This is a genomic window from Mesorhizobium sp. KR1-2, assembly GCF_040045035.1.
Classification (GTDB): Bacteria; Pseudomonadota; Alphaproteobacteria; order Rhizobiales; family Rhizobiaceae; genus Pseudaminobacter.
The window spans coordinates 164,506-190,384 of record NZ_JBDZDS010000011.1 but is presented as its reverse complement, the minus strand read 5'-3'; the positions used below and the strand labels follow the sequence as shown (position 1 = coordinate 190,384).

At 64.2% G+C, this 25,879-nt stretch carries 25 protein-coding genes, 1 tRNA gene and 1 pseudogene; 20 read left to right on the top strand and 7 right to left on the bottom strand.

Features of this window, described 5'->3' with window-relative positions:
- Window positions 1-6 precede the first annotated feature (6 nt).
- The 5 genes and pseudogenes from ABLE85_RS20605 (at window position 7) to ABLE85_RS20585 (ending at window position 7,121) form a co-directional block, all read left to right on the top strand.
- Window positions 7-1,776: pseudogene (locus ABLE85_RS20605) on the top strand (type IV secretion system DNA-binding domain-containing protein).
- Window positions 1,777-1,841: 65 nt separating this feature from the next.
- Window positions 1,842-4,499: a MobF family relaxase gene (gene mobF, locus ABLE85_RS20600; protein ID WP_348794581.1), complete on the top strand. Its 2,658-nt coding sequence runs from the start codon at window positions 1,842-1,844 to the stop codon at window positions 4,497-4,499.
- A complete protein-coding gene (locus ABLE85_RS20595; RefSeq protein ID WP_348794580.1) occupies window positions 4,489-4,737 on the top strand; it encodes a hypothetical protein in 249 nt (82 codons plus the stop codon). Before mobF ends, ABLE85_RS20595 begins: the two co-directional genes overlap by 11 nt.
- 37 nt (window positions 4,738-4,774) lie before the next feature.
- The gene (locus tag ABLE85_RS20590; RefSeq protein WP_348794579.1) at window positions 4,775-5,377 is read left to right on the top strand and encodes a hypothetical protein; all 603 of its coding nucleotides are present in this window, start codon (window positions 4,775-4,777) and stop codon (window positions 5,375-5,377) included.
- Window positions 5,378-5,456: 79 nt separating this feature from the next.
- A complete protein-coding gene (locus ABLE85_RS20585; protein ID WP_348794578.1) occupies window positions 5,457-7,121 on the top strand; it encodes a recombinase family protein in 1,665 nt (554 codons plus the stop codon).
- On the opposite strand, the gene ABLE85_RS20580 is transcribed toward ABLE85_RS20585, so the two are convergent.
- The 4 genes from ABLE85_RS20580 to ABLE85_RS20565 all read right to left on the bottom strand — a co-directional run bounded on the left by ABLE85_RS20580 (window position 7,092) and on the right by ABLE85_RS20565 (window position 11,286).
- Window positions 7,092-7,168, bottom strand: a tRNA-Arg gene (locus tag ABLE85_RS20580). The two genes, ABLE85_RS20585 and ABLE85_RS20580, sit on opposite strands and share 30 nt — an antisense overlap.
- 366 nt (window positions 7,169-7,534) lie before the next feature.
- Window positions 7,535-9,010: a HAMP domain-containing sensor histidine kinase gene (locus tag ABLE85_RS20575; protein ID WP_348794577.1), complete on the bottom strand. Its 1,476-nt coding sequence runs from the start codon at window positions 9,008-9,010 to the stop codon at window positions 7,535-7,537.
- A gap of 28 nt (window positions 9,011-9,038) precedes the next feature.
- Window positions 9,039-10,466: an FAD-dependent oxidoreductase gene (locus ABLE85_RS20570; RefSeq protein WP_348794576.1), complete on the bottom strand. Its 1,428-nt coding sequence runs from the start codon at window positions 10,464-10,466 to the stop codon at window positions 9,039-9,041.
- A gap of 52 nt (window positions 10,467-10,518) precedes the next feature.
- Window positions 10,519-11,286, bottom strand: coding sequence for a TVP38/TMEM64 family protein (locus tag ABLE85_RS20565; protein ID WP_348794575.1), 768 nt, complete (start codon window positions 11,284-11,286; stop codon window positions 10,519-10,521).
- A 338-nt stretch (window positions 11,287-11,624) separates the two neighbouring features.
- Between ABLE85_RS20565 and rpmH the strand changes: the two genes are divergently transcribed.
- The 7 genes from rpmH to argB all read left to right on the top strand — a co-directional run bounded on the left by rpmH (window position 11,625) and on the right by argB (window position 16,760).
- On the top strand, window positions 11,625-11,759 hold the full coding sequence (rpmH, locus tag ABLE85_RS20560; protein ID WP_209710588.1) for a 50S ribosomal protein L34: 135 nt from the start codon (window positions 11,625-11,627) through the stop codon (window positions 11,757-11,759).
- Window positions 11,760-11,775: 16 nt separating this feature from the next.
- The gene (gene rnpA / locus ABLE85_RS20555) at window positions 11,776-12,129 is read left to right on the top strand and encodes a ribonuclease P protein component (protein WP_348794574.1); all 354 of its coding nucleotides are present in this window, start codon (window positions 11,776-11,778) and stop codon (window positions 12,127-12,129) included.
- Window positions 12,130-12,138: 9 nt separating this feature from the next.
- The gene (gene yidC / locus ABLE85_RS20550; RefSeq protein ID WP_348794573.1) at window positions 12,139-13,938 is read left to right on the top strand and encodes a membrane protein insertase YidC; all 1,800 of its coding nucleotides are present in this window, start codon (window positions 12,139-12,141) and stop codon (window positions 13,936-13,938) included.
- 146 nt (window positions 13,939-14,084) lie between these two features.
- Window positions 14,085-14,756: a ribosome biogenesis GTP-binding protein YihA/YsxC gene (yihA, locus tag ABLE85_RS20545; RefSeq protein ID WP_348794572.1), complete on the top strand. Its 672-nt coding sequence runs from the start codon at window positions 14,085-14,087 to the stop codon at window positions 14,754-14,756.
- A gap of 99 nt (window positions 14,757-14,855) precedes the next feature.
- Entirely contained in the window at window positions 14,856-15,155 is a 300-nt protein-coding gene (locus ABLE85_RS20540) for an antibiotic biosynthesis monooxygenase (protein ID WP_348794571.1), read from the top strand.
- Window positions 15,156-15,273: 118 nt separating this feature from the next.
- Complete coding sequence (gene msrB, locus ABLE85_RS20535; protein ID WP_348794570.1) at window positions 15,274-15,771, top strand: peptide-methionine (R)-S-oxide reductase MsrB; 498 nt, start codon at window positions 15,274-15,276, stop codon at window positions 15,769-15,771.
- 89 nt (window positions 15,772-15,860) lie between these two features.
- Window positions 15,861-16,760: an acetylglutamate kinase gene (argB, locus tag ABLE85_RS20530; RefSeq protein WP_348794569.1), complete on the top strand. Its 900-nt coding sequence runs from the start codon at window positions 15,861-15,863 to the stop codon at window positions 16,758-16,760.
- An 18-nt stretch (window positions 16,761-16,778) separates the two neighbouring features.
- On the opposite strand, the gene ABLE85_RS20525 is transcribed toward argB, so the two are convergent.
- On the bottom strand, window positions 16,779-17,255 hold the full coding sequence (locus ABLE85_RS20525; RefSeq protein ID WP_348794568.1) for an Lrp/AsnC family transcriptional regulator: 477 nt from the start codon (window positions 17,253-17,255) through the stop codon (window positions 16,779-16,781).
- 118 nt (window positions 17,256-17,373) lie between these two features.
- Between ABLE85_RS20525 and phhA the strand changes: the two genes are divergently transcribed.
- Both phhA and ABLE85_RS20515 read left to right on the top strand, forming a co-directional pair.
- Entirely contained in the window at window positions 17,374-18,207 is an 834-nt protein-coding gene (gene phhA, locus ABLE85_RS20520; protein WP_348794567.1) for a phenylalanine 4-monooxygenase, read from the top strand.
- Entirely contained in the window at window positions 18,161-18,628 is a 468-nt protein-coding gene (locus tag ABLE85_RS20515) for a DUF982 domain-containing protein (RefSeq protein WP_348794566.1), read from the top strand. Before phhA ends, ABLE85_RS20515 begins: the two co-directional genes overlap by 47 nt.
- Window positions 18,629-18,635: 7 nt before the next feature.
- Here ABLE85_RS20515 and ABLE85_RS20510 read toward each other — a convergent pair whose 3' ends face one another.
- Together ABLE85_RS20510 and ABLE85_RS20505 are read right to left on the bottom strand one after the other, a co-directional pair.
- Window positions 18,636-18,833, bottom strand: coding sequence for a hypothetical protein (locus ABLE85_RS20510; RefSeq protein WP_348794565.1), 198 nt, complete (start codon window positions 18,831-18,833; stop codon window positions 18,636-18,638).
- A gap of 50 nt (window positions 18,834-18,883) precedes the next feature.
- On the bottom strand, window positions 18,884-19,030 hold the full coding sequence (locus tag ABLE85_RS20505) for a hypothetical protein (protein ID WP_348794564.1): 147 nt from the start codon (window positions 19,028-19,030) through the stop codon (window positions 18,884-18,886).
- 275 nt (window positions 19,031-19,305) lie between these two features.
- Between ABLE85_RS20505 and ABLE85_RS20500 the strand changes: the two genes are divergently transcribed.
- The 6 genes from ABLE85_RS20500 (at window position 19,306) to ABLE85_RS20475 (ending at window position 25,859) form a co-directional block, all read left to right on the top strand.
- Window positions 19,306-20,343, top strand: coding sequence for a BMP family protein (locus ABLE85_RS20500; RefSeq protein ID WP_348794563.1), 1,038 nt, complete (start codon window positions 19,306-19,308; stop codon window positions 20,341-20,343).
- Window positions 20,344-20,538: 195 nt separating this feature from the next.
- Window positions 20,539-22,104 (top strand): ABC transporter ATP-binding protein, encoded by a 1,566-nt coding sequence (locus ABLE85_RS20495; protein WP_348794562.1) that lies wholly within the window; start codon window positions 20,539-20,541, stop codon window positions 22,102-22,104.
- Window positions 22,094-23,143: an ABC transporter permease gene (locus ABLE85_RS20490; protein WP_348794561.1), complete on the top strand. Its 1,050-nt coding sequence runs from the start codon at window positions 22,094-22,096 to the stop codon at window positions 23,141-23,143. The genes ABLE85_RS20495 and ABLE85_RS20490 overlap by 11 nt, the downstream gene beginning before the upstream one ends.
- The gene (locus ABLE85_RS20485) at window positions 23,143-24,087 is read left to right on the top strand and encodes an ABC transporter permease (protein ID WP_348794560.1); all 945 of its coding nucleotides are present in this window, start codon (window positions 23,143-23,145) and stop codon (window positions 24,085-24,087) included. Before ABLE85_RS20490 ends, ABLE85_RS20485 begins: the two co-directional genes overlap by 1 nt.
- On the top strand, window positions 24,084-25,364 hold the full coding sequence (locus tag ABLE85_RS20480) for an amidohydrolase family protein (RefSeq protein ID WP_348794559.1): 1,281 nt from the start codon (window positions 24,084-24,086) through the stop codon (window positions 25,362-25,364). Before ABLE85_RS20485 ends, ABLE85_RS20480 begins: the two co-directional genes overlap by 4 nt.
- A gap of 39 nt (window positions 25,365-25,403) precedes the next feature.
- A complete protein-coding gene (locus tag ABLE85_RS20475; protein ID WP_348794558.1) occupies window positions 25,404-25,859 on the top strand; it encodes a GNAT family N-acetyltransferase in 456 nt (151 codons plus the stop codon).
- Window positions 25,860-25,879: the final 20 nt, after the last annotated feature.

The window sequence follows — 25,879 nt, the reverse complement described above, 5'->3', positions numbered from 1 at the left end:
GAGATCATGCATCTGCACCCCCTGACACTGCGCAAACCGGAACGGTTTGCTCTTGTCCTTTCTGTCATAGCCGGATTTGCCATCGCCGCCATGGCATTTGCGCTTGTCCTTACGCTGGCTCCGCCCACCGCCTGGCTGCATCACGCGGACAGGCCGGTGGCGGCAAACCTCAACTTCCTCTTCCAGCTCCTTCGCTCCCTGGTCTTCTCGGGGGCAGGCAACGGAGCGATAGGCCTGCTGGCCGCTCTCCCTGCTCTTCCGGAGAAAGCAATTCTTGCCGTCATCGAATTGGGCATCGGACCAAGCCTGGCCATCCGAACGATCGCCGCCGGAATAGCCGGCGTCATCGTTTACGCGAAACTTCAAGCCTCGATACTGGCAGCGACGATTGCGGAGCCTGCTGTCCAGCACGTCGATGGCTTGCAGCTGCGGGCGGGTGGCAGAGCCTTGCGAAGCCTCAAGGGGGAATGGGCGCGCCGCTACGGCGACAGTGCGTCCGGCATTGCGCTGGTCTATGGTTTGCTAATGCCAAGGCAGCTTGAAACGGAACACATACTGCTCGTCGGCGGGACTGGCGCCGGCAAGACGACGATCCTGCAAGGCGTCCTTGATGGGGCGCTGAAACTCGGCGACCGGGTGCTGGCGCTCGACCTCAAGGGTGACATGACGGCCCGCTGGCCATCGGACGAGTTTGTGCTTCTTTCCACCGACGACCGGCGCTGCGCACGGTGCGCGATCGGCCGTGACATCCGCACCGCCGACGACGCGATGGAGTTTGCCATGGAACTCATTCCGGAAACATCCGATCCATCCTGGAGCGCCGGGGCGCGACGTGTGCTGACGGCACTTGTCCAGGTCCTACAGACGAAGGCCGCCGCCGGCCGGATTGCATGGGGCTGGCATCATCTTGACGCGCTGCTGCAAAAGCCGGTCGCCGAGCTTCATGCTTTGCTCGCGGCGGATCATCCCGCCGAGGCTTCGTTCATCGACGTGACCAATGACGCGACACTGAAACAGGCGATGTCCTTCTATCTGGTCATGGTCGCCAATGCCGGCCAGATCGTCCGGGTTTGCGCAAGGGCGGGAAAGAAGGGCGAGAAAAACCGATCGCTGTCGATCCGCGAATGGGTAACCGGCAGCGGACCGAATACCCTTCTGTTGCGCCAGTCACAGCGGCAGCCGAAGGTTTCGGCAACGATTGCCCGTCTTGTTCTCAAGATCGTGGCTGACGCTGTCGTCTCCCAGGCGTCTCAGGAAGACCCTGCGCCGATCTGGATCGTCCTCGATGAACTGCCGCAGATCGGCCGTTGCGCTGCGGTCCCCAGGCTTGCGGCGATCGGGCGCTGAGCCGGCGTCCGTCTCGTTGCGGCGATCCAGTCTCCGGCACAGTTGCGCGACATCTACGGTCGGGAAACGTCCCAGGCGTTGACCGATAATTTTGCGACGAAGATCGTCGGCAGAGTGTCGTCTGGCAGTACCGCTTCGGAAATCTCTGCAACCTGGATCGGCGCGAGAAGCGTGCGCTGGTGGGAGGAAACCGGGCGGGATGCAAATGGCCACCCTCGTCTGGAGCCGCGAACGAAAGACATTCCGGTCGTCGATCCGACGGTCCTGTCGAGCGCACTGGGCTTCCACTCCAATCTGGCTGGCCGGCCGGGCGTGCATGCGCTTGTCGTCGGGCATGGCGATATCGCACGTCTTGCCTGGCCGGTCGGCCGCTGGCCCGTCCTGCGGCCGGCAAACCTCGATAGCGAGAACCTAACGTCCCCAAAATGATGGAGTCGCCCCCCAGTTTCCCGAGCAGGTCACGCGACCATCGTCTCAGATACGGAGACGAGACGATGGTTGCGACCTGGACCCCGGCGGCGAGTGCCGGATACTATGCGAAACAGACGGGCTACTATGCCAAGGAGGGCGTCGAACCGCGCGGCCAGTGGTATGCGCCGGCCGGCGATCACGGGCTGACCGATGGTACCTTCGTCGATGCCGGTCTGTTCGAGCGCCTGTTTGCCGCAAAGGATGCGAACGGGCAGACGCTGGCCACGAATGGCGGCGGCCGGCTCGACCGTGTGCAGGCGTTCGACGTCACCCTGTCCGCTCCCCGCTCGGTCTCGCTGGTCTGGGCGCTCGGCGACGAGCGCATGCGGCAAGCAATCGAGGCGGCTCATGCGAAGGCGGTCCGACAGACGCTTGGCCTGCTGGAGCGCGAGGCGGCCTTCGCTTGGCGGGGCCGCGGCGGCGATCGGATCGAACGGGTCGCGCTGACCGCGGCGCTGTTCCGCCACGGCGAGAGCCGTCCGGCCGAACATGCGGATGGAGTGACCTTCGCCGATCCCAATCTCCATACGCATTGCGTCGTTCTCAATTTAGCCACCCGCAGCGACGGTTCGGTTGGCGCACTCCATTCGACCGTGTTGCGCGACTGGAAGATGGCAACGGGAGCGGTGTATCACGCAGCTCTCGCAGCAGGCGTGATCGACGCGGGCCTCGCCCTCGACCGGATCGGAAAGAATGGTACGTTCGAGATCGCCGGCATTGGTGACGATGCCATTGAATACTTCTCCGCCCGCCGGCAGGAGATTGTCGAGGAACTGGCGCAAGCCGGTCTCGAAAGCGGCAATGTCGCAGCATTGGCTGCCGCCGTCGCAAAGACCACACGCACCGCCAAGACCGCAGGGGCCATCTCTCGCGAGGTAGCCTGGTCGGCCGCTGCCCGGCGCATCCGCTTCGATGTGGAAGCCTCCGTGTCGGTGGCGGCTGAGCACGATCTCGATGGCCAGTCCCCTGAAACCCTGCTCACCGAACGGCTGGCGGCATTGCCCACCCGTCTTACGGAGACCCGTAGCGTCCTCGATCGCCGCGACCTGTTCCGTGCGGTCGGCGAGGTTCTGGTCGGCACGGGTTTCGGCGCGGAACGTGTCGAGGCGGAGTTCGAGCGGCTTCTTGGCGATGGCCGCTTCGTCGAGATCGGTCGCGACCGGCTGAACCTTCCCCGCTATTCGACGTCGGAGATGATCCGGATCGAGCGCGAGATCGTCGAAATGGCTGCCGGTTTCGCTGCAACGCAGGGGTTTGCAGTCGATCAGAAGAGGCTGGGTGTCGAATGCAGCCTGAAGGGACTGAACGAGGAACAGACAGCTGCCGTTCGCGATGCGTCCCGGCCACAACGGATTGCCGTTATTGAAGGCGCGCCCGGCACGGGCAAGACGACACTGCTGTCGCCGATCGTGGCAGGCTGGAAGAGCGCGGGCTATCGTGTCGTCGGCGCTGCAACCGCCTGGCGGGTTGCCAATGCGCTGCGGGACGACCTTGCCATTGAAGCACGCGCAACCGCCTCCTGGCTGGCGCTGTCGCAGCGGGGAAAACCGTTTCTCGACCAGCGCACGGTCCTGATCGTCGATGAGGCCGGGCTTCTGTCGTCGCGGGAGATGCATGATCTCCTTTCCAATGCACGGGATGCCGGGGCGAAGGTTCTTCTGGTCGGCGACCGCGACCAGCTTCAGGCGATCGGCGCAGGATCGGGCTTGCGGCTTGTGGCGCATGCCGTCGATACGGCGAAGGTAACGACGATCGTGCGTCAGCATGACGGCTGGGCGCGGGAAGCTGTTACAGCCTTTGGCGAGGGCGACGCGAAGGCGTCTCTCAACGCCTTTGCCGAGCGCGGCCTTCTGAAGGAGGCGGATGGTCAGGCGGCGGCGATCCGCGCGGTGGTCGATCATGTCGCGGATACGCTGCTTGGCGGGCGTCCCGACTCCGCGGTCATCCTGGCAAGAACCAATGCGGAAGTCGCGGCGATCGGCCGGGAGATGCGCGGGCGGCTGAGGAACCATGGCATCGTCACGGGCGAAGACGTTGCTGTTCCGGTCGTCACCCCGTCCGGCCATGCCGCCAGTCTGCTGCTTGCCTCCGGCGACCGCATCCGGTTCCTGACGCGCAATGACAATCTTGGCGTCGTCAACGGCACGGTGGCGACGATCACGAACATGTTCATGATCGCCGAAAGCTCATCCTCGCAATCTTCCGGCAATACCATGATCGAGGCGCGGATCGGCGCTCGTACCCTCCGCTTCAGCACGGCTGATATCGCCGACGAACACGGTCGCGTCAAACTCGGCTGGGCCTATGCCTCGACGTTGTACGGCGCGCAAGGCATGACGGTCGACAAGGCTGCTGTCCTGCTGACACCCGCGTTCGACCGGCACGACATCTATGTCGCCGCCAGCCGCGCCCGCATGGAGACGCTGTTGGTCGTTGATCGCGCCCGCATCGATGCCGAAATGCGCGCAGGGACAAATGCGCCGGACGAATCCGATCCGGCTGGCCGCCGCGAATGGTTGGCGGGCCGTCTCGCCACACGGCACGTCAAGGAAACGACGCTCGATGTCGCCGCGGCCTTCCGGTCCACAGCCAACGCCACAGAGCAGGAGGCTCCACCGCCAGCCGCTCCTCCCGCACGGCGCACCCGCCGCGCAGGTCGGGAGATCGATCATGCACTCTGATCCGGCCACCACGACACGTCCCACAATCCGTTACCGGCCGGGCGTTCCAAGGCCTGCGCGCAGGAAAGTCACGCGCAGCAACGAGACGGACAAAGCCCGCTTCACTGTCACCAGCGACTGGCCGGACCCCATGCCGGCGACGGGCGGCGAGGCCGGGGTGATCGAGACCTTCCTGTCCCATCTGCTTGATGACCTGCTCGCGCGCTGCGCATCCGGTCCCCACGGCAGGCATTCCTGACCCTTCAACCCTTCACCCGCTCAAACAGGAGAATGACATGACAATTGCCATGACCGGACTGAATCCGTCCGCAGCTTCAAACGATCTTGCCGGCCACCGCCTGCGTGATGCCGTCAACGACACGAAATCCCGCGCCTTCTGCGGGCCGACGGCGGTGGCTGCGATCACCGGAGAGCCGGTGTCGCGAGTGCGTGATGCCTTCCGTCTCGTTCGCTATGGAGCAAGCTGGACGAACCGCCGCCGCTCGCCGCCCATCATGGGGACGCACACGCATGAAACCGAACGGGTTCTGCGCCTCTTCGGTTACGCAGGGGTCTGGCACAAGGTTGCGGGGCGGCCGACCCTTGCTGCCTATCTGGAAGGGCGGACGGGCGTGCAGCGGACGCATCCATGCGTGGTTCTCGTGACCGGGCATTATGTTGCCGTCAGCGGCTGGGTGTTCTGCGACACGTTCAGCAAGGGGCAGGTCGTCGATGCGGACACGGCTCCCGGTCGCCGCAAGCGGGTGAAGCAGGTGTTCGTCATCACCGGGCGTATTGCGCCGGCGGCTCACATCCTGACGAAGGCCGTGCCGGTTCGCGCTGCCCTTTCTGCCACGGGGCGCGGGATGGTGGCGGACATGTCCGCTGCGAGCCGGTAATGCCTGCAGGCCGGCGGTATCCGGGCTCCATCGCCACGGATGCTACGGTAAGCTCGCCCGAAACGATGAGGAGTTTGGAATGACGAAGGCCATGAGTAGTGCGGAGTTCGATACGGCGATTGTACCGGCCTTGCGCGCGGTCGCCTATCTGCGCGTATCGACGGGACGGCAGGCCGAAAGCGATCTGTCGATCCCCGATCAGCGCAAGCAGATCGCGGCCTTCTGTTTGTCCAAAGGCTGGCGTCTGGTCGATGAATATGTCGAACCCGGCGCTTCGGCGACCGACGACAACCGTCTCGAATTCCAGAAACTGATGGATCGGGCCACGGACGGCGACCGGCCCTATGACGTTGTCCTCGTCCATTCCTACTCCCGCTTCTTCCGCGACAGTTTTTCCCTGGAAATGTATATCCGCCGTCTGGCGAAGGCCGATGTCCGGCTGGTGTCGATCACGCAGGAACTCGGTGACGATCCGGCGCAGGTGATGATGCGGCAGGTGATCGCGCTCTTCGACGAGTATCAGTCCCGCGAGAACGCCAAACACGTCCTTCGCGCCATGAAGGAAAACGCCCGGCAGGGCTTTTATAACGGCTCACCCGTTCCTCTCGGCTATCGCACCATCGAGGTCGAGCGGCGCGGTAGCAAGGCGAAGAAACAGCTTGAGATCGATCCGGCCGAGGCGGAGACGATCCGTTTTGTCTTCCGGCTCTACCATTCCGGCGACGGCAAGTCCGGGCCGCTTGGCACCAAAGAAATCGTCAAGCGGTTGAACGCCATGGGCGAGCGCACCAAACGTGGCGCCAGATTCGGGGTTGGCACGCTGCATGGCATCCTTACCAACCGCACCTATATCGGCGAATGGACCTTCAACCGGCGCGATTCACGCACGCTGAAGGCCAAGCCCGCGTCGGAACATGTGATCGTTGCCGTTCCCGCCATCATCGATCGGGATGAGTTCGAGGCGGTGCAGTCGATGTTGAAGGTCCGTAATCCGAAGGTGACGCCGCCGCGCGTCGTGACGGGGCCGATCCTTCTGACCGGCCTTGCCACCTGCGCCACCTGCCAGGGCGGCATGACGCTTCGTACCGGCACCTCGAAGAACGGCACGGTTCATCGCTACTATACCTGCTCGAATGCCGCCCGCGCCGGAAAAAGCGCCTGCAAGGGCCGCTCGATCCGCATGGATACGCTCGACGAACTGGTCGTCGAACATCTGTCGGACCGTCTGCTTACCTCAAACCGCCTCACGGAAATCCTCGCCGCCATCTCCGCCGGCCGCGCCGCCAGGGCCGCCGAGGTCGATGGCCGGATCATTCGTCTGCAAGGTGAACTGACCGAGGCGGAAACTCGGCTGAAGCGCATCTACACGATGATCGAGGACGGGATCGCCGAAATGGACGATATCCTGCGCGAGCGCATCGCCGCCCTAAAGGTCGACCGCGAGCGCATGCAGGCGTCCCTCGATCGCGCCAGGACGCATGCCGTCCCCACCTCTAACATTCCGCCAGCCGTCGTCGAGGAGTTCGGCAGGATGATGCGGGAGAACATCACATCCGGCGACATCCCCTTCCGCAAGGCCTATATTCAGGCTGTCGTCGACCAAGTCGAGATCGGGGACAAGCAGGTCAGGATCATAGGAAGCAAGGCGGCTGTCCACCAGGCTATGACCGGCAACAAAAAATTTTGGCCCGGTGTTCGCAGTTTTGAACGGAAATGGCGCGCCCGAAAGGATTCGAACCTCTGACCCCCAGATTCGTAGTCTGGTGCTCTATCCAGCTGAGCTACGGGCGCGCAATCGATCGCTTTTTTGCGACCGCCGCTGGCCGGCGTGTGTGCCGGTCGCGATGAGATGGTGCTAACTAACGGCTGAAACGGCGAAATGCAAGCGGCGTCGGCAAAAGTTTTTTGGCTTCTGCACAATTGCCCGCGGAGCCGGGCATTTCCCGGGGGTAATGCCCGGTGCGCATCGGGCGGCGCATGGCTTTTCATGCCAGGTGTGAGGCTGAAATAGCCTCCCGGGCCAGAATCAACGCACCGCGCGACCGCAAATCGCCGCGAATCCGGTTCCAGGGGTGATTCTTCGTGTCCGGTTCGCGGGCATGTGCAGATGAGAGCGCAGGCCCGTCACCGCGCGGCAGAAAATTCGATGGCCGCCGATCAGGCGGGACGGCGCAGGTGATTCCGGGCCTCTTCGAGGCGGACCGGCTGGTCGGGAATGGTGATGGAAAAGACGGTGCGCCCGCCCACGCTCTCGACCAGCTCGAGCGTGCCGCCATGTGCGCGCACCAGCTCGTAGGCGATTGCCAGGCCGAGCCCCGTGCCGCCGCTGCGGGCCGAGCCACGGAAGGCCGAGAACAGGTTCTCGCGGGCCTTCTGCGGCAGTCCGGGACCGGTATCGGCCACCAGGATGCGGCTGACGCTGCCGCTGCGCTCGGCCGAAATGGTCAGCCGCTTGACTATGGCGCTCCCGGTGTCGGCCGCCATCGCCTGCACCGAGTTGCGGCACAGATTGGTCAGGATGCGCACCAGCTGTTCCGAATCGGCGTCGATCTCCAGATTGGGGTCCACCCGATTCTCGAATTCGACATCGCCCTCCGGGTCGATGCCGAGCAGGTCCTTCACGTCCTCCACCGTCTGGTGCAAGCGCAGGCGGCGCCGCGACGGCGGCGCTTCCTGCGTGCGACCGTAGGTGATGACCCCCTCCGAATAGGAGACCGCGCGGTTAAGCGCCCGCACCAGCTTGGGCACCAGCGATTGAACGGTCGGATCCTTCACCATGCCGAGCCGGTCGGACATCAGCTGCGCGGAGGCGAGGATGTTGCGCATGTCGTGGTTGATCTTCGACACGGCGAGGCCGAGATCGGCAAGGTGCTTCTGTTCGCCGAGCGTCTTCTGCAGCTGAAGCTGCATGCCGGCGAGCTCGCGTTCGGCCACGCCGATCTCGTCGGCGCGATCTCCGGCGGCAATGATGCGGGCCGGGTCGTCGGGAGCCTTGGAGAAGTCGAGCATGGAGCGCGTCATCTCGCGGATCGGCCGGATCATGATCCGGTCGATCGCGTAGAACACCAGCGTGGCGGTGAACAGCGAGATCAGCAGCGACAGGAACGCCACGTTGCGCGAATAGATCAGCATCGCCTTGCGCAGCTTCTGGTCGGGGATGATGACCTCGAATTCCTTTTCGCTGTCGCCGACATGGCCGAAGACGCGTAGCGTGCGCTGGCCGCCGAAGAACAGCGTGTCCAGCGCGTCGCGCATAGCCGCCAGCGGCCCGGTGTGGGCCACGTCGATCTGCTCGTCGACCTGCGGCGGCACCTGGGAGACCACCAGCAGGCGTGAGACGCCGCCGTCGCGCACGGCGATTGCCTTGGCGCCGGTGGAGCTCAGCACTTCGTCCTGCACCTCGCGCGGTAGGTTCGTCGCGTTGCTCTCGAGCAGGATGGAGACGGAGGCGGCCGTGTTGAGACGCTCTTCCAGCCAGCGCAGGCGGAAATTCGCGATGGACGGCAGGAAGATCAGGATTTCGGCAAACAGCACGAAGATGGCGGTCAGGATCAGCAGCTTGAGCGACAGCCCCCGCGCCAGTGGAACGCGAGCCGCACCCCTGTCTGCACCCGTGGTGACGCTGTCTCCCATCTGACCCTACGCTCCCCCAGAGCTGTCTCTAGCCGAACATCCTCAGCAAGCCGACCAGCCGGCGCACCAGTGGCTTGCGTGTTGCCGGGATAAAGTAGGTCACCGCGGCGCGTTTGCCAATTTCGCTCATCGTCGGGTAGGGCGCGACATAGGCGGCGATGTCGCGCAGCTTCAGGTTCTTCGACAGCGCCAGCGCCCACAGGTTGATCAGCTCGCCGGCCTGGGCGCCGACGATGGAGGCGCCAAGCAGCCTGCCTCTCGCCGTGGCGATCAGCTTGATGTGGCCGTGCGTGCGCCGCTCGGCCAGGGCGCGATCGTTTTCGCTGTAGGGCCAGCGCAGCACGCGGATCGACCGATGCGTGCGGGCCGCTTCCGCCTCCGTCATGCCGACATGGGCGAGTTCCGGATCGGTGAACGTCACCCTGGGGACGATGTTGCGCCTCTCGCGCGCCGGCAGGCGGAACAGCGCGGAGCGCACCACCAGCCCGGCATGATAGTTGGCCGCATGCGTGAACTGCGGCGCTCCGGTGACGTCGCCCACCGCATAGACGCGACGGTTGCTGGTGCGCAGCCTGCTGTTGACCTTCAGCCCCCGCTCGTCATGCGCGATGCCGGCCTTGTCGAGATCGAGCCCGGCCAGATTGGCCCGGCGCCCCACGGCGACCAGCAGGTGCGTGCCTTCGACGCTGTGTGTGCCCGCGCCTGGAGCGATGCCGACATGGACTTCATCCTTGCCGAGCGGCGCGATGCGGGTGATGCGGGCATGCTCGCGGATGTTGATGCCTTCGACGCGAAGCTGCTTCAGCACCACCGCAGCAAGTTCGGGGTCTTCCTTGCCCAGCGCGTTCGCGGCCTCCAGCACCGTCACCTGCGAGCCGAGCCGCCTGAAGGCTTGCGCCATTTCCAGGCCGACCGGCCCGCCGCCGATGACGATCAGATGCCTCGGCTTGCGCGCCAGGCCGAAGATCGTCTCGTTGGTCAGGTAATGGACCTTGTCGAGCCCGGAGATCGCCGGAATCAACGGTGAGGAGCCTGTCGCGATGACAAAGCGGCGGGCGCGGATCTCGGTCTTGCCGGCAATCAGGGTCTGCTGGTCCTTGAAGCGGCCTGCCGCCTTGATGACGTGGACTCCCAGTGCGGTGAAGCGCTCGGCCGAATCGTTGGGCGCGACCGCCGCGATCGTTTCGCGCACATGGCGATGCACGGCGGCGAAGTCGATATCGGGCTCGCACGCGCCGACGCCGAAGGCGGCGCCCTCGCGCATGGCCTGGGCCTGCCTTGCGGCGGCGATCAATGCCTTGGAGGGGACGCAGCCGTAGTTCAGGCAGTCGCCGCCCATCTTGCCCTTTTCGACGAGCACGACGCTCACGCCGAAGGCCGCCGCGGCCGCAGCAACCGACAGCCCGCCGGACCCGGCGCCAATGACGCAGATGTCCGGTGTCAGGGTTGTCGTCATGGGCTACGCCTTCTGCAGAAACGGAGATGCGGCGCAAAATCGCCGCGCGACGTCAGATGCGGGATGCCCACATCTTCTTTACGACGGTGGCGAGTGCGGCGACAAGCGCGAGCGCGGCAAAGGCGATGGTAATCTGCGGGGTGATGAGATCGCCCAGGGTGACGCGCTGGCCGGCCGCTTCCGCCGCCATGAGCACGCTGTCGCAGCCCTGGCCGAGCCAGGCATAGGCGAAGCCGCCCGGTATGATGCCGATGAAGGTCGCGGCGACATAGGTGCGCAGACGGACATTGAAGAGGGCAGGGGCGATGTTGACTATGAAGAAGGGGGCAAACGGGGCGAGCCGCAACACGAGGAGATAGCCGAAGGCGTTCTTCTCGAATCCCTTCGACAGCCGTTCGGCCAGGCCGCCGACGCGCCGCCGCAGGAAGTTGCTGCAAACCGAGCGCGCCATCAAAAAGATCATCGTCGCCCCTGTGGTCGCGCCGACGATGGCAAGGGCGCCGCCGAACAGCCAGCCGAAAAGGAAACCGCCGAAGATCGTCAGCACCGATGCGGCCGGAAAAGAGAAGGCCACGGCGGTGATGTAGATCGCCAGGAAGCCCGCCGGCGCCAGCACCGGGTTGTCGGCAACGAAGTCCTTGAGGAACTGACGGCTCTCGGCGAGATAGTCGAGTGTCAGGTAGTGCTGCCAGCCCAGAGCGTAGCCCAGGGCCAACCCGGCCGCGACGACAACGAGCGGCGCAAATCGCCAGCGTCCCGGCGCGCGCCTGCCCGTGTCCCAATCTTCGATCATGTCGACCCCGATTGCCTCTTTCGTCACAGCCTGGTTTCCATCATGGTTCCCTATGGGTTGCCGCGACAAGAGGGCAAATCGCTAAGCTTTCAGGTGGGCCGTAATGATGTCGCCAGCAATACGGCGTATACTTTCTCACCGCCTATTGACGCCCGCGCCCCAAAATCTCACCGCTTCGTGAGGCTCTTCGCCGTCCGGCACGGGAATTGCGGCGATTGACTCCCCCCGACCTTCTTTACTATAAGCCCGCTCACGCTCGGGCCGTCCGTCCGGCGCCTTTCGTATTGCGCCTAAGACACCTGAGCCTAGCTCCTGTTACCATGTGACAGAATCAAGAAGGGCCGCACACCGCGGTATTAAAACAAATGAAGCGTACCTATCAGCCATCCAAACTCGTCCGCAAGCGCCGCCACGGCTTCCGTGCGCGCATGGCCACCACCGGCGGTCGCGCCGTCATCGCTGCACGCCGTAACCGCGGCCGCAAGCGGCTCTCCGCCTAAGCGCGAGACGAGAGCGTTGCCGGATACCGGCAAAAAGGAATTTCCGTCTCCGCTGCGACTTCGCAAACGAGCCGAGTTTCTGGCCGTCCGCCGCGGTGAAAAACGTCGCGGGCGGCTTTTCCTCATGGAAGTTCTTGATCGTGGCAACGACGACGCACCGCGCGTCGGTTTCACGGTCACCAAGAAAGTGGGCAATGCGGTTGTTCGAAACCGCATTCGCCGCCGCCTCAAGGAGGCAGTTCGCGTCCATGCCGCAGGTGACATGACGCCCGGCAAAGACTATGTGATCGTCGGACGGGAAGACGTTCTGACGGTGCCTTTCGAGCAGCTGGCTGCCGAACTCTCCCGAAGAATTCGCGGAACGCGTTAAGGGTTTTCGATGGAAAACAACCGGAATTTCTTGATTACGATCGCGCTTTCCGTGCTGATCCTGACGTTGTGGCAGGTGTTCTACATGAACCCCCGCGTCGAGCGCGAGCGCGAGACGGCCCGCATCGAGGCCCAGCGCCAGGAAGCGCAGAAGCCCAGCACGGCAGGAGAAGTCCCCGCTTCGCCGCAGGGCGGCGTGCCCGGCAGCAGCACCGGAACTGCGGGTGCTGCGCCCGAGAGCCGCGAGCAGGCGCTTGCCGCCGAGCAGCGCGTGAAGATCGACACGCCGAGCATTTCCGGCTCCATCAACCTGGTCGGCGCGCGTCTCGACGACGTGCTCCTGAAGGACTACCACGTCACGGTCGACAAGAATTCGCCCAACATCGACCTCTTGAACCCGTCGGTCCTGCCCTCCGGCTACTATGCCGAAATCGGCTTCGTCGGAAACGCCGAGAGCGGCAGCGTGCCGGGTCCGGACACGGTCTGGACCGCCGATCCGAACGCGGTGCTGACGCCCACGTCGCCGGTGACGCTGACCTACACCAACGACAAGGGCTTGACGTTCAAGCGCACCATCAGCGTTGACAACAAGTACATGTTCAAGGTCTCCGACACCGTGTCCAACGGTGGCCAGGCGCCTGTTTCGCTGTCCAACTATGGTCGCGTCATCCGCTTCGACAAGCCGCATGTCGCCAGCACCTACGTGCTGTTCGAGGGCCTGATCGGCGTCACCGGCGAGGAAGGCCTGCACGAGGTCAAATACGCCCAGATCGAAAAGGACAAGCAGGTCGTTCCGGGCAAGTCGAACGATGGCTGGCTCGGCATCACCGACAAGTACTGGGCGGTTGCCATGGTGCCGTCGTCCAAGCAGCCCTTCCAGCCGCGCTTCAGCTATTTCGACGACGGCCGCGCGCGCTTCCAGTCGGACTTCATGACCGACCCTATGACCGTGGCGCCGGGCCAGTCCGATACCATCGAGACGCTGATCTTCTCCGGCGCCAAGGAAGTGGCCACGATCAACGCCTATGAAAAGGACCTCAACATCCGCCAGTTCGACCTGCTGATCGACTGGGGCTGGTTCTATTTCATCACCAAGCCGATGTTCTGGCTCATCGACAACCTCTACAAGCTGCTCGGCAATTTCGGCCTGGCGATCCTCGCCACCACCGTTCTGGTCAAGGCCCTGTTCTTCCCGCTCGCCAACAAGTCCTACGCTTCGATGGCGAACATGAAGAAGGTGCAGCCGAAGATGCTCGAAATCCGCGAAAAGTACGCGGACGACAAGATGAAGCAGCAGCAGGCGATGATGGAGCTCTACAAGACGGAGAAGATCAATCCGCTGGCGGGCTGCTGGCCGGTGCTGATCCAGATTCCGGTCTTCTTCGCGCTCTACAAGGTGCTCTACATCACCATCGAGATGCGCCATGCGCCGTTCTTCGGCTGGATCCACGACCTGGCGGCACCCGATCCGACGTCGCTGTTCAACCTCTTCGGCCTGTTGCCCTTCGTCGCGCCGGACTTCCTGCACATCGGTGTGTGGCCGATCATCATGGGCATCACCATGTTCCTGCAGATGCGCATGAACCCGACGCCGCCGGACCCGACGCAGGCGATGATCTTCACCTGGATGCCGATCATCTTCACCTTCATGCTGGCGTCGTTCCCTGCGGGCCTCGTCATCTACTGGGCCTGGAACAACACGCTCTCGATCACCCAGCAGGCGGTGATCATGAAGCGCCAGGGCGCCAAGATCGAGCTGTGGGGCAATCTGGCCAGCATGTTCAAGAAGAAACCCAAGCCCGCCGAATAGCGGGCGCCCCGACCTCGCGAAAGCCCCGGAGCGATCCGGGGCTTTTGCTTTAACGCATAGGGCAGATCGGGCCGGCCGGTTGACAAGGCGCCCCGCAACCTAGATGCCATACGCGGCGCCGACATATCCCGGCAGGAGCAAGCAGCGTGACCGAACAGACAGAATCCAGATCCCTGCCGCTCGTGGCGAGCAGCCTCTTCACCGCACCGTGGATCTTCATCCGCGGCGTGCCGTCGATGAAGTTCCTGCCGCCGGAAGGCCCGCCCGAGATCGCGTTTGCCGGCCGCTCCAACGTCGGCAAGTCGTCGCTGATCAACGGTCTGGTCGGGCAGAAGGGGCTTGCACGCACCTCCAACACGCCGGGCCGCACGCAGGAGCTCAACTATTTCGTTCCGGACGGCTTCTCCGGCAAGGACGGCGACCTGCCGCCCATGGCGCTGGTCGACATGCCGGGCTACGGCTATGCCAAGGCGCCCAAGGACCAGGTGGATGAGTGGACGAAGCTTGTCTTCGACTATCTGCGCGGCCGCGTGACGCTGAAACGCGTCTATGTCCTGATCGACTCGCGCCACGGCATCAAGAAGAATGACGAGGAGGTCTTGTCCCTGCTCGACAAGGCCGCCGTCTCCTACCAGATCGTCCTGACCAAGACCGACAAGATCAAATCCGCCGGCGTGCCGCGGCTGATCGCCGAGACGCTGGAAAAGATCCGCAAGCGCCCGGCCGCCTTCCCGGTCGTCCTCGCCACCTCCTCGGAGAAGGGCGACGGCATGGAGGAACTGCGCGAGGCGATCGCGCTTGCCGTGCGCGGCGGCTGAAGACCGCGCGCTCCTTCCCGGTTTCCGCGCGGCCGCCATGGACATGCGGCCGAACGGCCATAGTTCTGAACTCGCCGATCCTATCCGAAGGAGGACGCGATGGTCAGCAAGGCACTTTACGTGAGATTGAAAGCCAAGCCGGGCAAGGAAGCCGAGGTCGAAGCCTTCCTCAAGGGCGGCTTGGCGCTGGTCGAGCGCGAGCCGGCGACCACGGCGTGGTTCGCCTTGAAGATGGACACCTCCACTTACGGCATCTTCGACGCCTTTCCAGACGAGGCGGGGCGAGAGGCGCATCTTACCGGCGCGGTCGCGACGGCCCTGTTCGCCAGGGTGGATGAACTGCTGGCCGAGCCGCCGACAGTGCACAAGATCGATCTTCTGGCCGCGAAGCTGCCTTAGGACCCTTCGATCTTGGTCACGAAGCGCTCGGGCCTCCACCGCGGCGACGCGGTTCAATTCGAGTTGATTGGCCTGTGGGACCGTGGTCGCAATAGACTGCGCCGCGGAGGAGAGAGCGATGAACCGTCGACATGTCCTGCTTGGCAGCGCTGCCGCTGCCGCTTTCCTGGTCACCGGCCAGTTCCTGCGCGGCAGGCGGTCGGGCGAAGCTCTGGCCGAGACTTTCGAGATCGACAAGTCCGAAGACGAGTGGCGCAAGATCCTGACGCCCGAGCAGTTTACCGTGCTGCGCAAGGAAGGCACCGAGCGCGCCGGCTCCAGCCCGCTCGACCACGAGACGCGCAAGGGCATCTATCACTGTGCCGGCTGCGACCTCGCCGTCTATTCCTCGGCCGCCAAATACGATTCCGGCACTGGCTGGCCGAGTTTCTGGGAACCCCTGCCCGACGCGGTGCGCACGAAAGAAGACACCTCTTTCTTCATGACCCGCACCGAGGTTCATTGCCGTCGTTGCGGCGGCCATCTTGGGCACATCTTCGACGACGGCCCGCCGCCGACCGGCAAGCGCCACTGCCTCAACGGCGTCGCGCTGGACTTCAAGCCCGCGACATCGTGAGGCTGGGCGGTTTCCGATCAGCTTGCCGATTGCTCCCCGTTGCCTTTGCCGCTAAGTAACCGCCGATTCCATCCGACGGGGAAATCCTCATGACATCGACGGACATCGCGGCCAAGGCGGCGGAGCAGGCGAACCTTCTTTCGGCCGCGCTGCCCTACATGCAGCGCTACGAAAACAAGACCGTGGTGGTGAAATATGGCGGCCATGCCATGGGCGACAATGAGCTCGGCAAGGCCTTTGCCCGCGACATCGCGCTGCTGAAGCAGTCGGGGGTCAATCCCATCGTCGTCCACGGCGGCGGCCCGCAGATCGGCGCCATGCTCGCCAAGATGGGCATCGAGTCCAAATTCGAGGGCGGCCTGCGCGTGACCGACCAGAAGACGGTCGAGATCGTCGAGATGGTGCTGGCCGGCTCGATCAACAAGGAGATCGTCGCGCTCATCAATGCCGAGGGCGAGTGGGCGATCGGCCTGTGCGGCAAGGACGGCAACATGGTCTTCGCCGAAAAGGCCAAGAAGACCATGGTCGATCCCGACTCCAACATAGAGCGCGTGCTGGATCTGGGCTTCGTCGGCGAGCCGGTCGAGGTCGACCGCACCCTGCTCGACCTCCTGGCCCGCTCGGAGATGATCCCGGTGATCGCCCCTGTGGCGCCCGGCCGCGACGGTCACACCTACAACATCAACGCCGACACCTTCGCCGGCGCCATCGCCGGCGCGCTGAACGCCTCGCGCCTGTTGTTCCTCACCGACGTGCCGGGCGTGCTCGACAAGGACAAGAACCTCATCGACGAGCTGACGGTGGCCGAGGCCCGGGCACTGATCAAGGACGGCACCATTTCCGGGGGCATGATCCCCAAGGTCGAGACCTGCATCGAAGCCATCGAGCGCGGTGTGGAAGGCGTGGTCATCCTCAACGGCAAGACCCCGCATTCGGTGCTGCTGGAGCTGTTCACCGAGCATGGCGCGGGAACGCTGATCGTTCCGTAAGGACGAGCAAGCTCGATCCTACTTCTTCAAATGGCCCAGCGGCACATGGCCCGGCCCCTTGATGTTCTGCAGCACGAGCTGGGTGTGCACGTCGCGCACGCCCGGCAGGCGCATCAGCCGGTGCATGACGAAGTCGTTGAGATCGTCCACGCTCGGCACCATCACGTGCAGCAGGAAGTCGTATTCGCCGGTCATCGTCCAGCAGGCCGAGACCTCGTCCATGCGCTGCACGGCGGTGATGAAGTGCTCCGGTGACTCGTCGCTGTGACTGGTCAGCCGGACCTGGATGAACACCTCTACCATCAGCCCCACCGCGCGGCGACTGATGACGGCGCTGAAGCCATTTATGACGCCTGCATCCTGAAGGGCGTCGAAGCGGCGGGCGCAGGGCGTGGTCGACAGGCCGATCTCCTGCGCCAGCTCCGACACCGGCTTGCGGCCGTCACGCTGCAGGACGTCGAGCATCTTGATCTCGAAATCGTCGAATTGAGGCATTTTCACTCCCCGATTTAGATCTTGCGCTGAATTTACCTCAAATTCGCGGCCATATCGATGGATTAGGCAAAAACCCCTCCGGATCAGACGGTATTCTGCTTTTGTGGAGGACATGGTCATGAATATCAGCGTCGAAGCTTATGCCCGCGAATGTGCGGCCCAGGGTTTGCGCGGCAACTATTCCGTCTGCCGCGCCGATTTTACAGTCCGGCAGGACTACGACTACAGCGACAGCGAGCAGGAGGTGTGGCGCATCCTTTGCGACCGCCAGACCAAGCTGACCAAGCGGCTCGCGCACCGCTCCTATCTCGATGGCGTCGAGGCGCTGGGATTGCTCGAGCGTATCCCGGATTTCGACGAGGTCAGCCGGAAACTGCGCAAGCTCACCGGCTGGGAACTCGTCGCCGTGCCGGGCCTGATCCCGGCGGAACCGTTTTTCGTGCATCTGACCAACCGGCGTTTCCCGGTCACCAACTGGCTGCGCACCAAGGAAGAGCTCGACTACATCGTCGAGCCCGACATGTTCCACGATTTCTTCGGCCATGTTCCGGCGCTGACCCAGCCGGCTTTCGCCGATTTCATGCAGCAGTACGGCGAAAGAGCCAGTGGCGCGATTGAGCTCGGCGGCCACGACATGATCTCGCGGCTTTACTGGTACACCGCCGAATTCAGCCTCATCCAGGAGGCCGGCCAGCCGCTCAAGGCGTTCGGCGCGGGGCTGATGTCGTCCTACAGCGAGTTGCAGTTCGCGGTCGAAAGCCCGGACGCGCATCGCGTGCCCTTCGAAATCGAGACGGTGATGCGCACTGCCTACGAGATCGACAAGTTCCAGCGTGCCTATTTTGTCCTGCCGTCGTTCGACGCGTTGCGCGACGCGTTCCGGAACGCCGACCTTGCGACGCTGATTGCGCGCCACAAGGACGAGCCGCCGCTGGACCCTGCAACGGTTTGAAGGCAGACCGCAGCGCAGGCGAAGCCTTCAAGGCGCTAGAGGCGCTTTTGCGTGCGTCAGTTTTCGTTCTCTAGAACGGGCCGGTCGCAAAAGCGAAACGGGCTTCCGCGAAGAAAAACGTTTCGATGCTCGCTTTCGCCTGCGCAAGGGCGTAAGAGCAGGAATGCAAAACGATCGCTTTGACGTTCCGCTCACCGTAAAGCTCGGTGACACCGGAAATCACCAAATCCTGAAGACTGCCCGCGAGGCTTCGGATTTTCTTCTCAACAACTGGGCGGGAAAAAGAAGCCCCAAGCATCGCGCCGCCCTCCAGGCCTGTCATGACGCCATTGCCGGCAACAAGCCGGTCATGGCGGCCAGGCGCGCCTTCATCGCTGCGGCCCGTGAGGCCGACGTGTTGATCAGCGACAAGGCACCCTGAACCCGTTCTAGGAGGCTTTCTTGCGGGCGCGCTTCACCGGAGGAGGATTCTTCGCCGCTTCCGCGCGCTCCGCCGCTTCTTTTTCCTGCCGAAGTGCACGCAGCCGGGCGGTCTTCTTTTCTCGAGCAGCAAGTTCGGCGTTCATGATCTGGCGCGCTGCCGCGTCCGTCCTGTCCAATTTCTGTTCGGTCGCGAGAGGCTTCATTTCATACTCCTGAATTCATTGACGGGAAGCCCGCTGCTCGGTGGCGACTCCTAGTCCTGCTTCGTCTCCAGTTCGTTCACCTCGTCCGGCTTGCGTTCGGACTTGTTTGCCTTGGCGGTGGCCTTCTCGGCCTTCTTCGCGGCCTTGATGCGGTCGCGGTCTCTGCGTTCCTGGCCGTAGTTAGGCTTTTTCGCCATTGTGTTGCGGGTCCTTTCGGGAAGAGCCAGGGTCCGCGTCATTGCGTTCCGTCGCTGGTGGACAACCTTTATCACCGATATAGGCATTGCGGTCGTAAAAAACCAAAAGTTGCATCCGATTTGTCGACTAACGATGCTTGGCGGGACGAAACGCCGGCGGTGGATAGGCTTTGCCTGCCAATTGCCGGTTTTCGGGAAATCGAATAGCGTTGCCGGCATACAAAGGGGGTCGGGGCGCGGGGTCCGGGCCTAAGAAAGCCAGAGGTGGTCGTACAATGCACAAGAACAAGAATGCGACGGAATTTGCCGGCGTTTCGCGCCGTTCGGTCCTGAAGGCCGCGGGTGCGGGTGCCGCTTTCGCCGCCATAGCGGGCTCGCCCGCCCGTCTCTTTGCCGCCGAGCCCCTGAAGGTTGCGGCCGTCTACACCGTGCCGGTCGAGCAGCAGTGGGTCAGCCGCATCCACAAGGCCGCCAACGCCGCCAAGGAACGCGGCGACATCGAGTATGTCTATTCGGAAAACACCTCCAACAACGACTATGAGCGCGTGATGCGCGAATATTGCGAGGCCGGCCACAAGCTGATCCTCGGCGAGGTGTTCGGCGTCGAGGACGCCGCCCGCGCGGTCGCCAAGGACTATCCGGACGTCGCCTTCCTGATGGGCTCGAGCTTCAAGGCCGACGAGGCCGTGCCGAACTTCTCGCCCTTCGACAACTACATCCAGGACGCGTCCTACCTCACCGGCATCATCGCCGGCGCCATGACCAAGTCGAAGAACATCGGCATGGTCGGCGGCTACCCGATCCCCGAGGTCAACCGGCTGATGAACGCCTTCATGGCCGGCGTGAAGGAAAGCGCGCCCGACGCCAAGTTCCAGGTCGCCTTCATCGGCTCCTGGTTCGACCCGCCCAAGGCCAAGGAAACCGCTTTCGCCCAGATCGACGGCGGCGCCGACCTGCTCTATGCCGAGCGCTTCGGCGTTTCTGATGCCGCCAAGGAGCGCAATGTTCTGGCGGTCGGCAACGTCATCGACACCCAGGCGGACTATCCGGAAACGGTCGTGGCCTCCGCGCTGTGGCACTTCGAGCCGACGCTGGACAAGGCGATTGCCGAGGTGAAGGCCGGAACCTTCAAGGCCGCCGATTACGGCGTCTATTCCTTCATGAAGGACGGTGGCTGCTCGATGGCGCCTCTCGGCACCTTCGAAGGCAAGGTGCCGGCCGAGGTCATGGCCAAGGTCGCCGAGAAGGAAAAGGCCATCAAGGACGGCTCCTTCACTGTTGAAATCGACGACTCCGAGCCGAAATCCAACTGACGACGGCTTTACCTTCCCGCCGCTTGCGGTGAAAAGGTGAGCCCGAGGCCGCATGGGCGACAGCGTGAGGGCCGGCCAGGCTTCGAACGCTGCCGCTCGTCTGCCGGCCGCGGCGCGCCCGCTTCTCCGGCGGGCCCATGGCGTAATACCGGACAGGGCTGGAAGTGACGCCCGCTGAACTGAGGGGTTGGTGATTTGGAGGCGTCGCTCCTTGTCCGTGGTGGTGTTGCTGAAGAGCGGGCGCCCGCCGTGCTGCGCCTCGATGGAATCACCAAGCGGTTCGGCCCGCTGGTGGCCAACAACGCCATCTCCTTCACGCTGAGGCGCGGCGAGGTCATCGCGCTGCTGGGCGAGAACGGTGCCGGCAAGACCACGCTGATGAACATCCTGTTCGGCCATTACGTGGCCGACGAGGGCACGGTGGAAGCCTTCGGCAAGCCGCTGCCGCCGGGCGACCCGCGCGCTGCGCTCGATGCCGGCATCGGCATGGTGCACCAGCATTTCACGCTGGCCGAGAACATGACCGTGCTGGAGAACATCGCGCTCGGCACGCAGAGCCCCTGGAAGCTTCGCCTTGATCGTGCGGCCGCGCGGCGGCGCATCGAAAAGCTCTCGGCCGATTTCGGCCTGACCGTGCATCCCGATGCCACCGTCGCCACCCTCTCGGTGGGCGAGCGCCAGCGCGTCGAAATCCTCAAGGCGCTGTATCGCGACGCCCGCATCCTCATCCTCGACGAGCCGACGGCGGTGCTCACGCCAGCCGAGACCGACGCGCTGTTCCGCACGCTGAAGCTGCTGGTGGCGCAGGGCCTGTCGATCATCTTCATCTCGCACAAGCTGAATGAGGTCATGGCCGTCAGCGACCGTGTGCTGGTGCTGCGCGCCGGAACGCTGGCCGGCGAGCGTGCGACCGCCACCACCAACCGTACCGAACTTGCCGCGCTGATGGTCGGGCAGGAAGTGGCCAGTCCGCCGGTGAGCGCGCCGAAGACCGGCCCGGTCGTATTCGAGCTGAAGAACGTCTCGACCGCCCGTCAAGGTACGACCACGCGCCTCGATGGCCTGTCGCTCGCGCTCCGCGCCGGCGAGATCACAGGGCTGGCGGGTGTTTCCGGCAACGGCCAGTCCGCGCTTGCGTCGCTGATCTCCGGCACGATGCAGCCGGCGTCCGGCGAGATCGTCATCGGCGGGTCCGTGGCGGGCAACTGGTCGCCGCGCGCGGCCCTTGCCAACGGCATCGGCCGTATCCCCGAGGATCGCCATGCGGTCGGCAGCATCGGCGACATGAGCGTCACCGAGAACGTCATCTCCGAGCGCTACGCCACGCCGCGCTTCAGCCGCCACGGCTTTCTCGACTGGAAAGCGGCAAGAAACTTCGCTGAAGAGATCATTCGCGACTACGACGTCAAATGCCCGTCGCCCGAGGCGCGCATCCGGCTACTCTCCGGCGGCAACATGCAAAAGCTCATTCTCGGCCGCGCGCTCGATTCCGAGCCGGCCGTGATCCTAGCCAACCAGCCCACGCGTGGGCTCGATGTCGGGGCCGTTGCCTTCGTGCATCGCCGGCTGCTGGAAGCGCGCGACAGGGGCGCGGCGATCCTGCTGATTTCGGAAGACCTGGAGGAAATACTGGCCTTGTCCGACCGCATCCTGGTCATGTCGAAGGGGCAGCTTTCCTCGCCCTCCAAGCGCGGCGAGCGCAGCATCCGCGAGCTCGGCGAACTGATGGCCGGCCATGGCGAGGTGACCAATGCGGCTTGAACCCAAACCCGCGCCTTCGCTGGCGGTCACGCTGCTTTATCCCGTGGGCGCGATCATCGCGACCTTCGTGATCTCCTCGTTGCTGGTGCTGGCGGCGGGCGCCTCGCCGCTCTCCGTCTTCTACCTCGTCGCAAAGGGGGCGGCGGGCTCGCAATTCGCGCTTCTTGAAACGCTGACCCGCGCCACGCCGCTCATCTTCACCGGGCTTGCGGTGGCCGTCGCCTTCCGCGCAAAGCTCTGGAACATTGGCGCCGAGGCCCAGCTCTATATCGGCGGCGTGGTGACGGTGGTGCTCGGCACCGGCGCGCTGCCACTGCCGTCCTATCTGCTGATCCCGATCATCATGATCGCGGCCATGGCGGCCGGTGCGCTGCTGCTGCTCGGCCCCGCCATCCTCAAGACGCGCTTCGGCGTCGACGAGGTGGTGACCACGCTGCTGCTCAACTTCATTGTGCTGCTTTTCGTGTCCATGCTGCTGGAAGGCGTGCTGAAGGACCCGACGGGCCTTGGCTGGCCGCAATCCTCCAAGGTGATCGCCGACGCGCAGCTGCCGCGCATCATCCAGGGCAAGCGCCTGCACTATGGCTTCGTCATCGCGGTGGTCGCGGCCATCGTCGCCTGGGTGGTGATGAAGAAAACGGTGCTTGGTTACGAAATGCGCGCGGTCGGCAACAACAAGGAAGCCGCCAACTTCGCCGGCATTCCGGTGAACGGCGTGCTGATCAAGACGGCGATCCTGTCCGGCGGCATCGCGGCTCTTGCCGGCTTCTCGGAAGTGTCGGGGCTGAAGGGTAACCTGACCCTCGATCTCTCCCCCGGCTACGGCTATTCGGGCATCGTGGTGGCCATGCTCGCCATGCTCAATCCGCTCGGCGTCATCGCCTCGGCCATCTTCGTCGCCGGCATCTTCGTCGGCGCCGACGCCATGAGCCGCACGGCCGGCGTGCCGAGCTATATCGCGCAGGTGATGGTGGCGACCGCGCTTCTGACCATGGTCACCGCCATTTTGCTGACGCGCTATCGGGTGAGGTGGAAGTGATGGAGCAGGCCCTCGAAATCCTCTTCACCGCTTCCTTCTGGGTGGCTGCGATCCGCATCGCCTCGCCGCTGATCTTCGCCACCATGGGCGAACTGATCTGCGAGCGCGCGGGCGTGCTCAATCTCGGCATCGAAGGCATCATGACCGTCGGCGCCTTTGCCGGCTGGTTCACCGTCTATTCCGGCGGCGACCTTTGGACCGGCGTGGCCGTCGCGGCGCTTGCGGGCGCCATGTTCGGCCTGCTCCATGCCACGCTGACCGTGCCGCTCGGCCTGTCACAGCATGTGGTGGGCATCGGCGTCACGCTGCTCGCCACGAGCCTCACCTATTTCACCTACCGGCTGGCGCTGCCGCAGGTCACCACGCCGCCCAAGATCGAGCCGTTCCAGCCGCTGCCCATTCCCGGCCTGTCGAAGATACCGGTGCTGGGCGAGGCGCTGTTTTCACAGACGCCGCTCACCTATCTGGCCTTTGTGACGGTCGCCGTGGTTGCCTGGATGCTCTACCGCACGCCGATCGGCCTGGCCGTGCGCGCGGCGGGCGAAAACCCGTCCGCCGTCGAGGCACAGGGCATCAGCGTCACCGGAATCCGCATGGGTGCGGTCATGGTCGGCAGCGCGCTGATGGCGGTCGGCGGCGCATTCCTCACCATGTCGGCCTTCAACTCCTTCTTCTTCGAGATGATCAACGGCCGCGGCTGGATCTGCATCGCGCTGGTGGTGTTCGGCTCATGGCGGCCGGGCAAGGCGCTGCTTGGCGCCATACTTTTTGCCGCCTTCGATGCCTATCAGATCCGCCTGCAGCAGATTTCCGGCGGCGTGGTGCCCTATCAGGTGTTCCTGATGATGCCCTATGCGCTGTCCATCCTGGCGCTGATCCTGGTGGCGCGCCGCGCTACCTATCCCAAGGCGCTGATGATCCCCTACCAGAAAGGCGAGAGATGAGTTTTGACCTGATTGTCCGTGGCGGCATTCTGCCCGACGGCAACGTCGCAGACATTGGCATCCGTGGAGAAAAAATCGCGGCCATCGAGCCAAAGCTCGAGGCCGAGGCGGCCAAGGTGGTGGATGCCACCGGCAATCTTGTCTCGCAGCCTTTCGTCGATCCGCATTTCCACATGGATGCGACGCTCTCCTACGGCATTCCGCGCATCAATGCCTCGGGCACGCTCCTGGAAGGCATCGCGCTCTGGGGCGAGCTGAAGCCGCTGCTGACCCATGAGGCGGTGAAGAGCCGCGCGCTCGCCTATTGCGACTGGGCCGTCTCGATGGGCCTGCTTGCCGTCCGCACCCATGTCGACACCTGCGACGACCGGCTGCTCGCCGTCGAGGCGCTGCTGGAGGTGAAGAAAGAGGTCGCGCCTTACATCGACCTGCAACTTGTCGCCTTCCCGCAGGACGGTTTTTATCGCTCGCCCACTGCGCGCGAAAACACCATCCGCGCGCTCGACATGGGCGTGGAGATCGTCGGCGGCATTCCGCATTTTGAGCGCACAATGGCCGACGGCACCCGCTCGGTGACGGAGCTGTGCGAGATCGCGGCGACACGCGGCCTGATGGTCGACATGCATTGCGACGAGACGGATGATCCGAACTCGCGCCACATCGAGCAGCTGGCCTATGAGACGCAGCGTCTTGGCCTGCAGGGCAGGGTGAACGGCTCGCACCTCACCTCCATGCACTCCATGGACAATTACTACGTCTCGAAGCTCCTGCCGCTGATTGCCGAGGCCGGCGTTTCGGCTTGCCCCAACCCGCTGATCAACATCGTCATCCAGGGCCGCCACGACACCTATCCCAAGCGCCGCGGCATGACGCGCGTGCCCGAAATGCTGAAGGCCGGCATCAAGGTCGGCTTCGGCCAGGACTGCGTGCTCGACCCGTGGTATCCGCTCGGCACCGCCGACATGCTCGACGTCGCCTTCATGGGCCTGCATGTGGCGCAGATGACCAGCCCGGCGGGCATGCGCCAGTGCTTCGACATGGTCACCCGGACCAATGCCGAGATCATGGGCCTCGACCACCTCGGCCTCGAAGTCGGCAAGACGGCGAGCCTCGTGGTGCTCGATGCCGGCAATCCGGTCGAGGCGCTGCGCCTGCGCGCCGAGCGCCTTTGCGTCGTCGCCAAGGGCAAGGTGGTCGCCACGCGCCAGAAGCAGGAGACGCAGCTTTCGCTTTCGGGTCGCCCTGGCAGCGTGAACAGACGGCACAAAATGGCATAGCGGCTCGTCCGGGCAGGCTATGACAAGGGGGGATGTCTTATGACTGAACTACGTCTTGCCGCGCCCGACGATCTTGCGGCGGTAGAGGCGCTCGTCCACGAGGCCTATTGCGGCTATATCGCGCGCATCGGGCAGCAACCGGGCCCGATGCTGGACGACTATGTTGCCAGGATCGCCGCGGGGGCCGTGCACGTGCTTGCCGAGGGGGATGCGATCGTCGGGATTCTGGTGTTGATCCCGGAGCGGGATGCGATGCTTCTCGACAATATTGCGGTGCATCCGGCGGCGCAGGGCAAGGGGTATGGGCGCAGGCTGCTCGATTTCGCCGAAAGCCAGGCGCGGACCGCAGGCTTTCTCGCCATACGGCTCTATACGCATGAATTGATGACAGAGAACCAGACGCTCTACAGGCGGACCGGCTATGTCGAAACGCACCGTGCCGTCGAGCAGGGGTTGAAGCGGGTCTTCATGACCAAGCGCCTCGACCCCTGTTAGAGGTTGGGCAACGTGGCCTG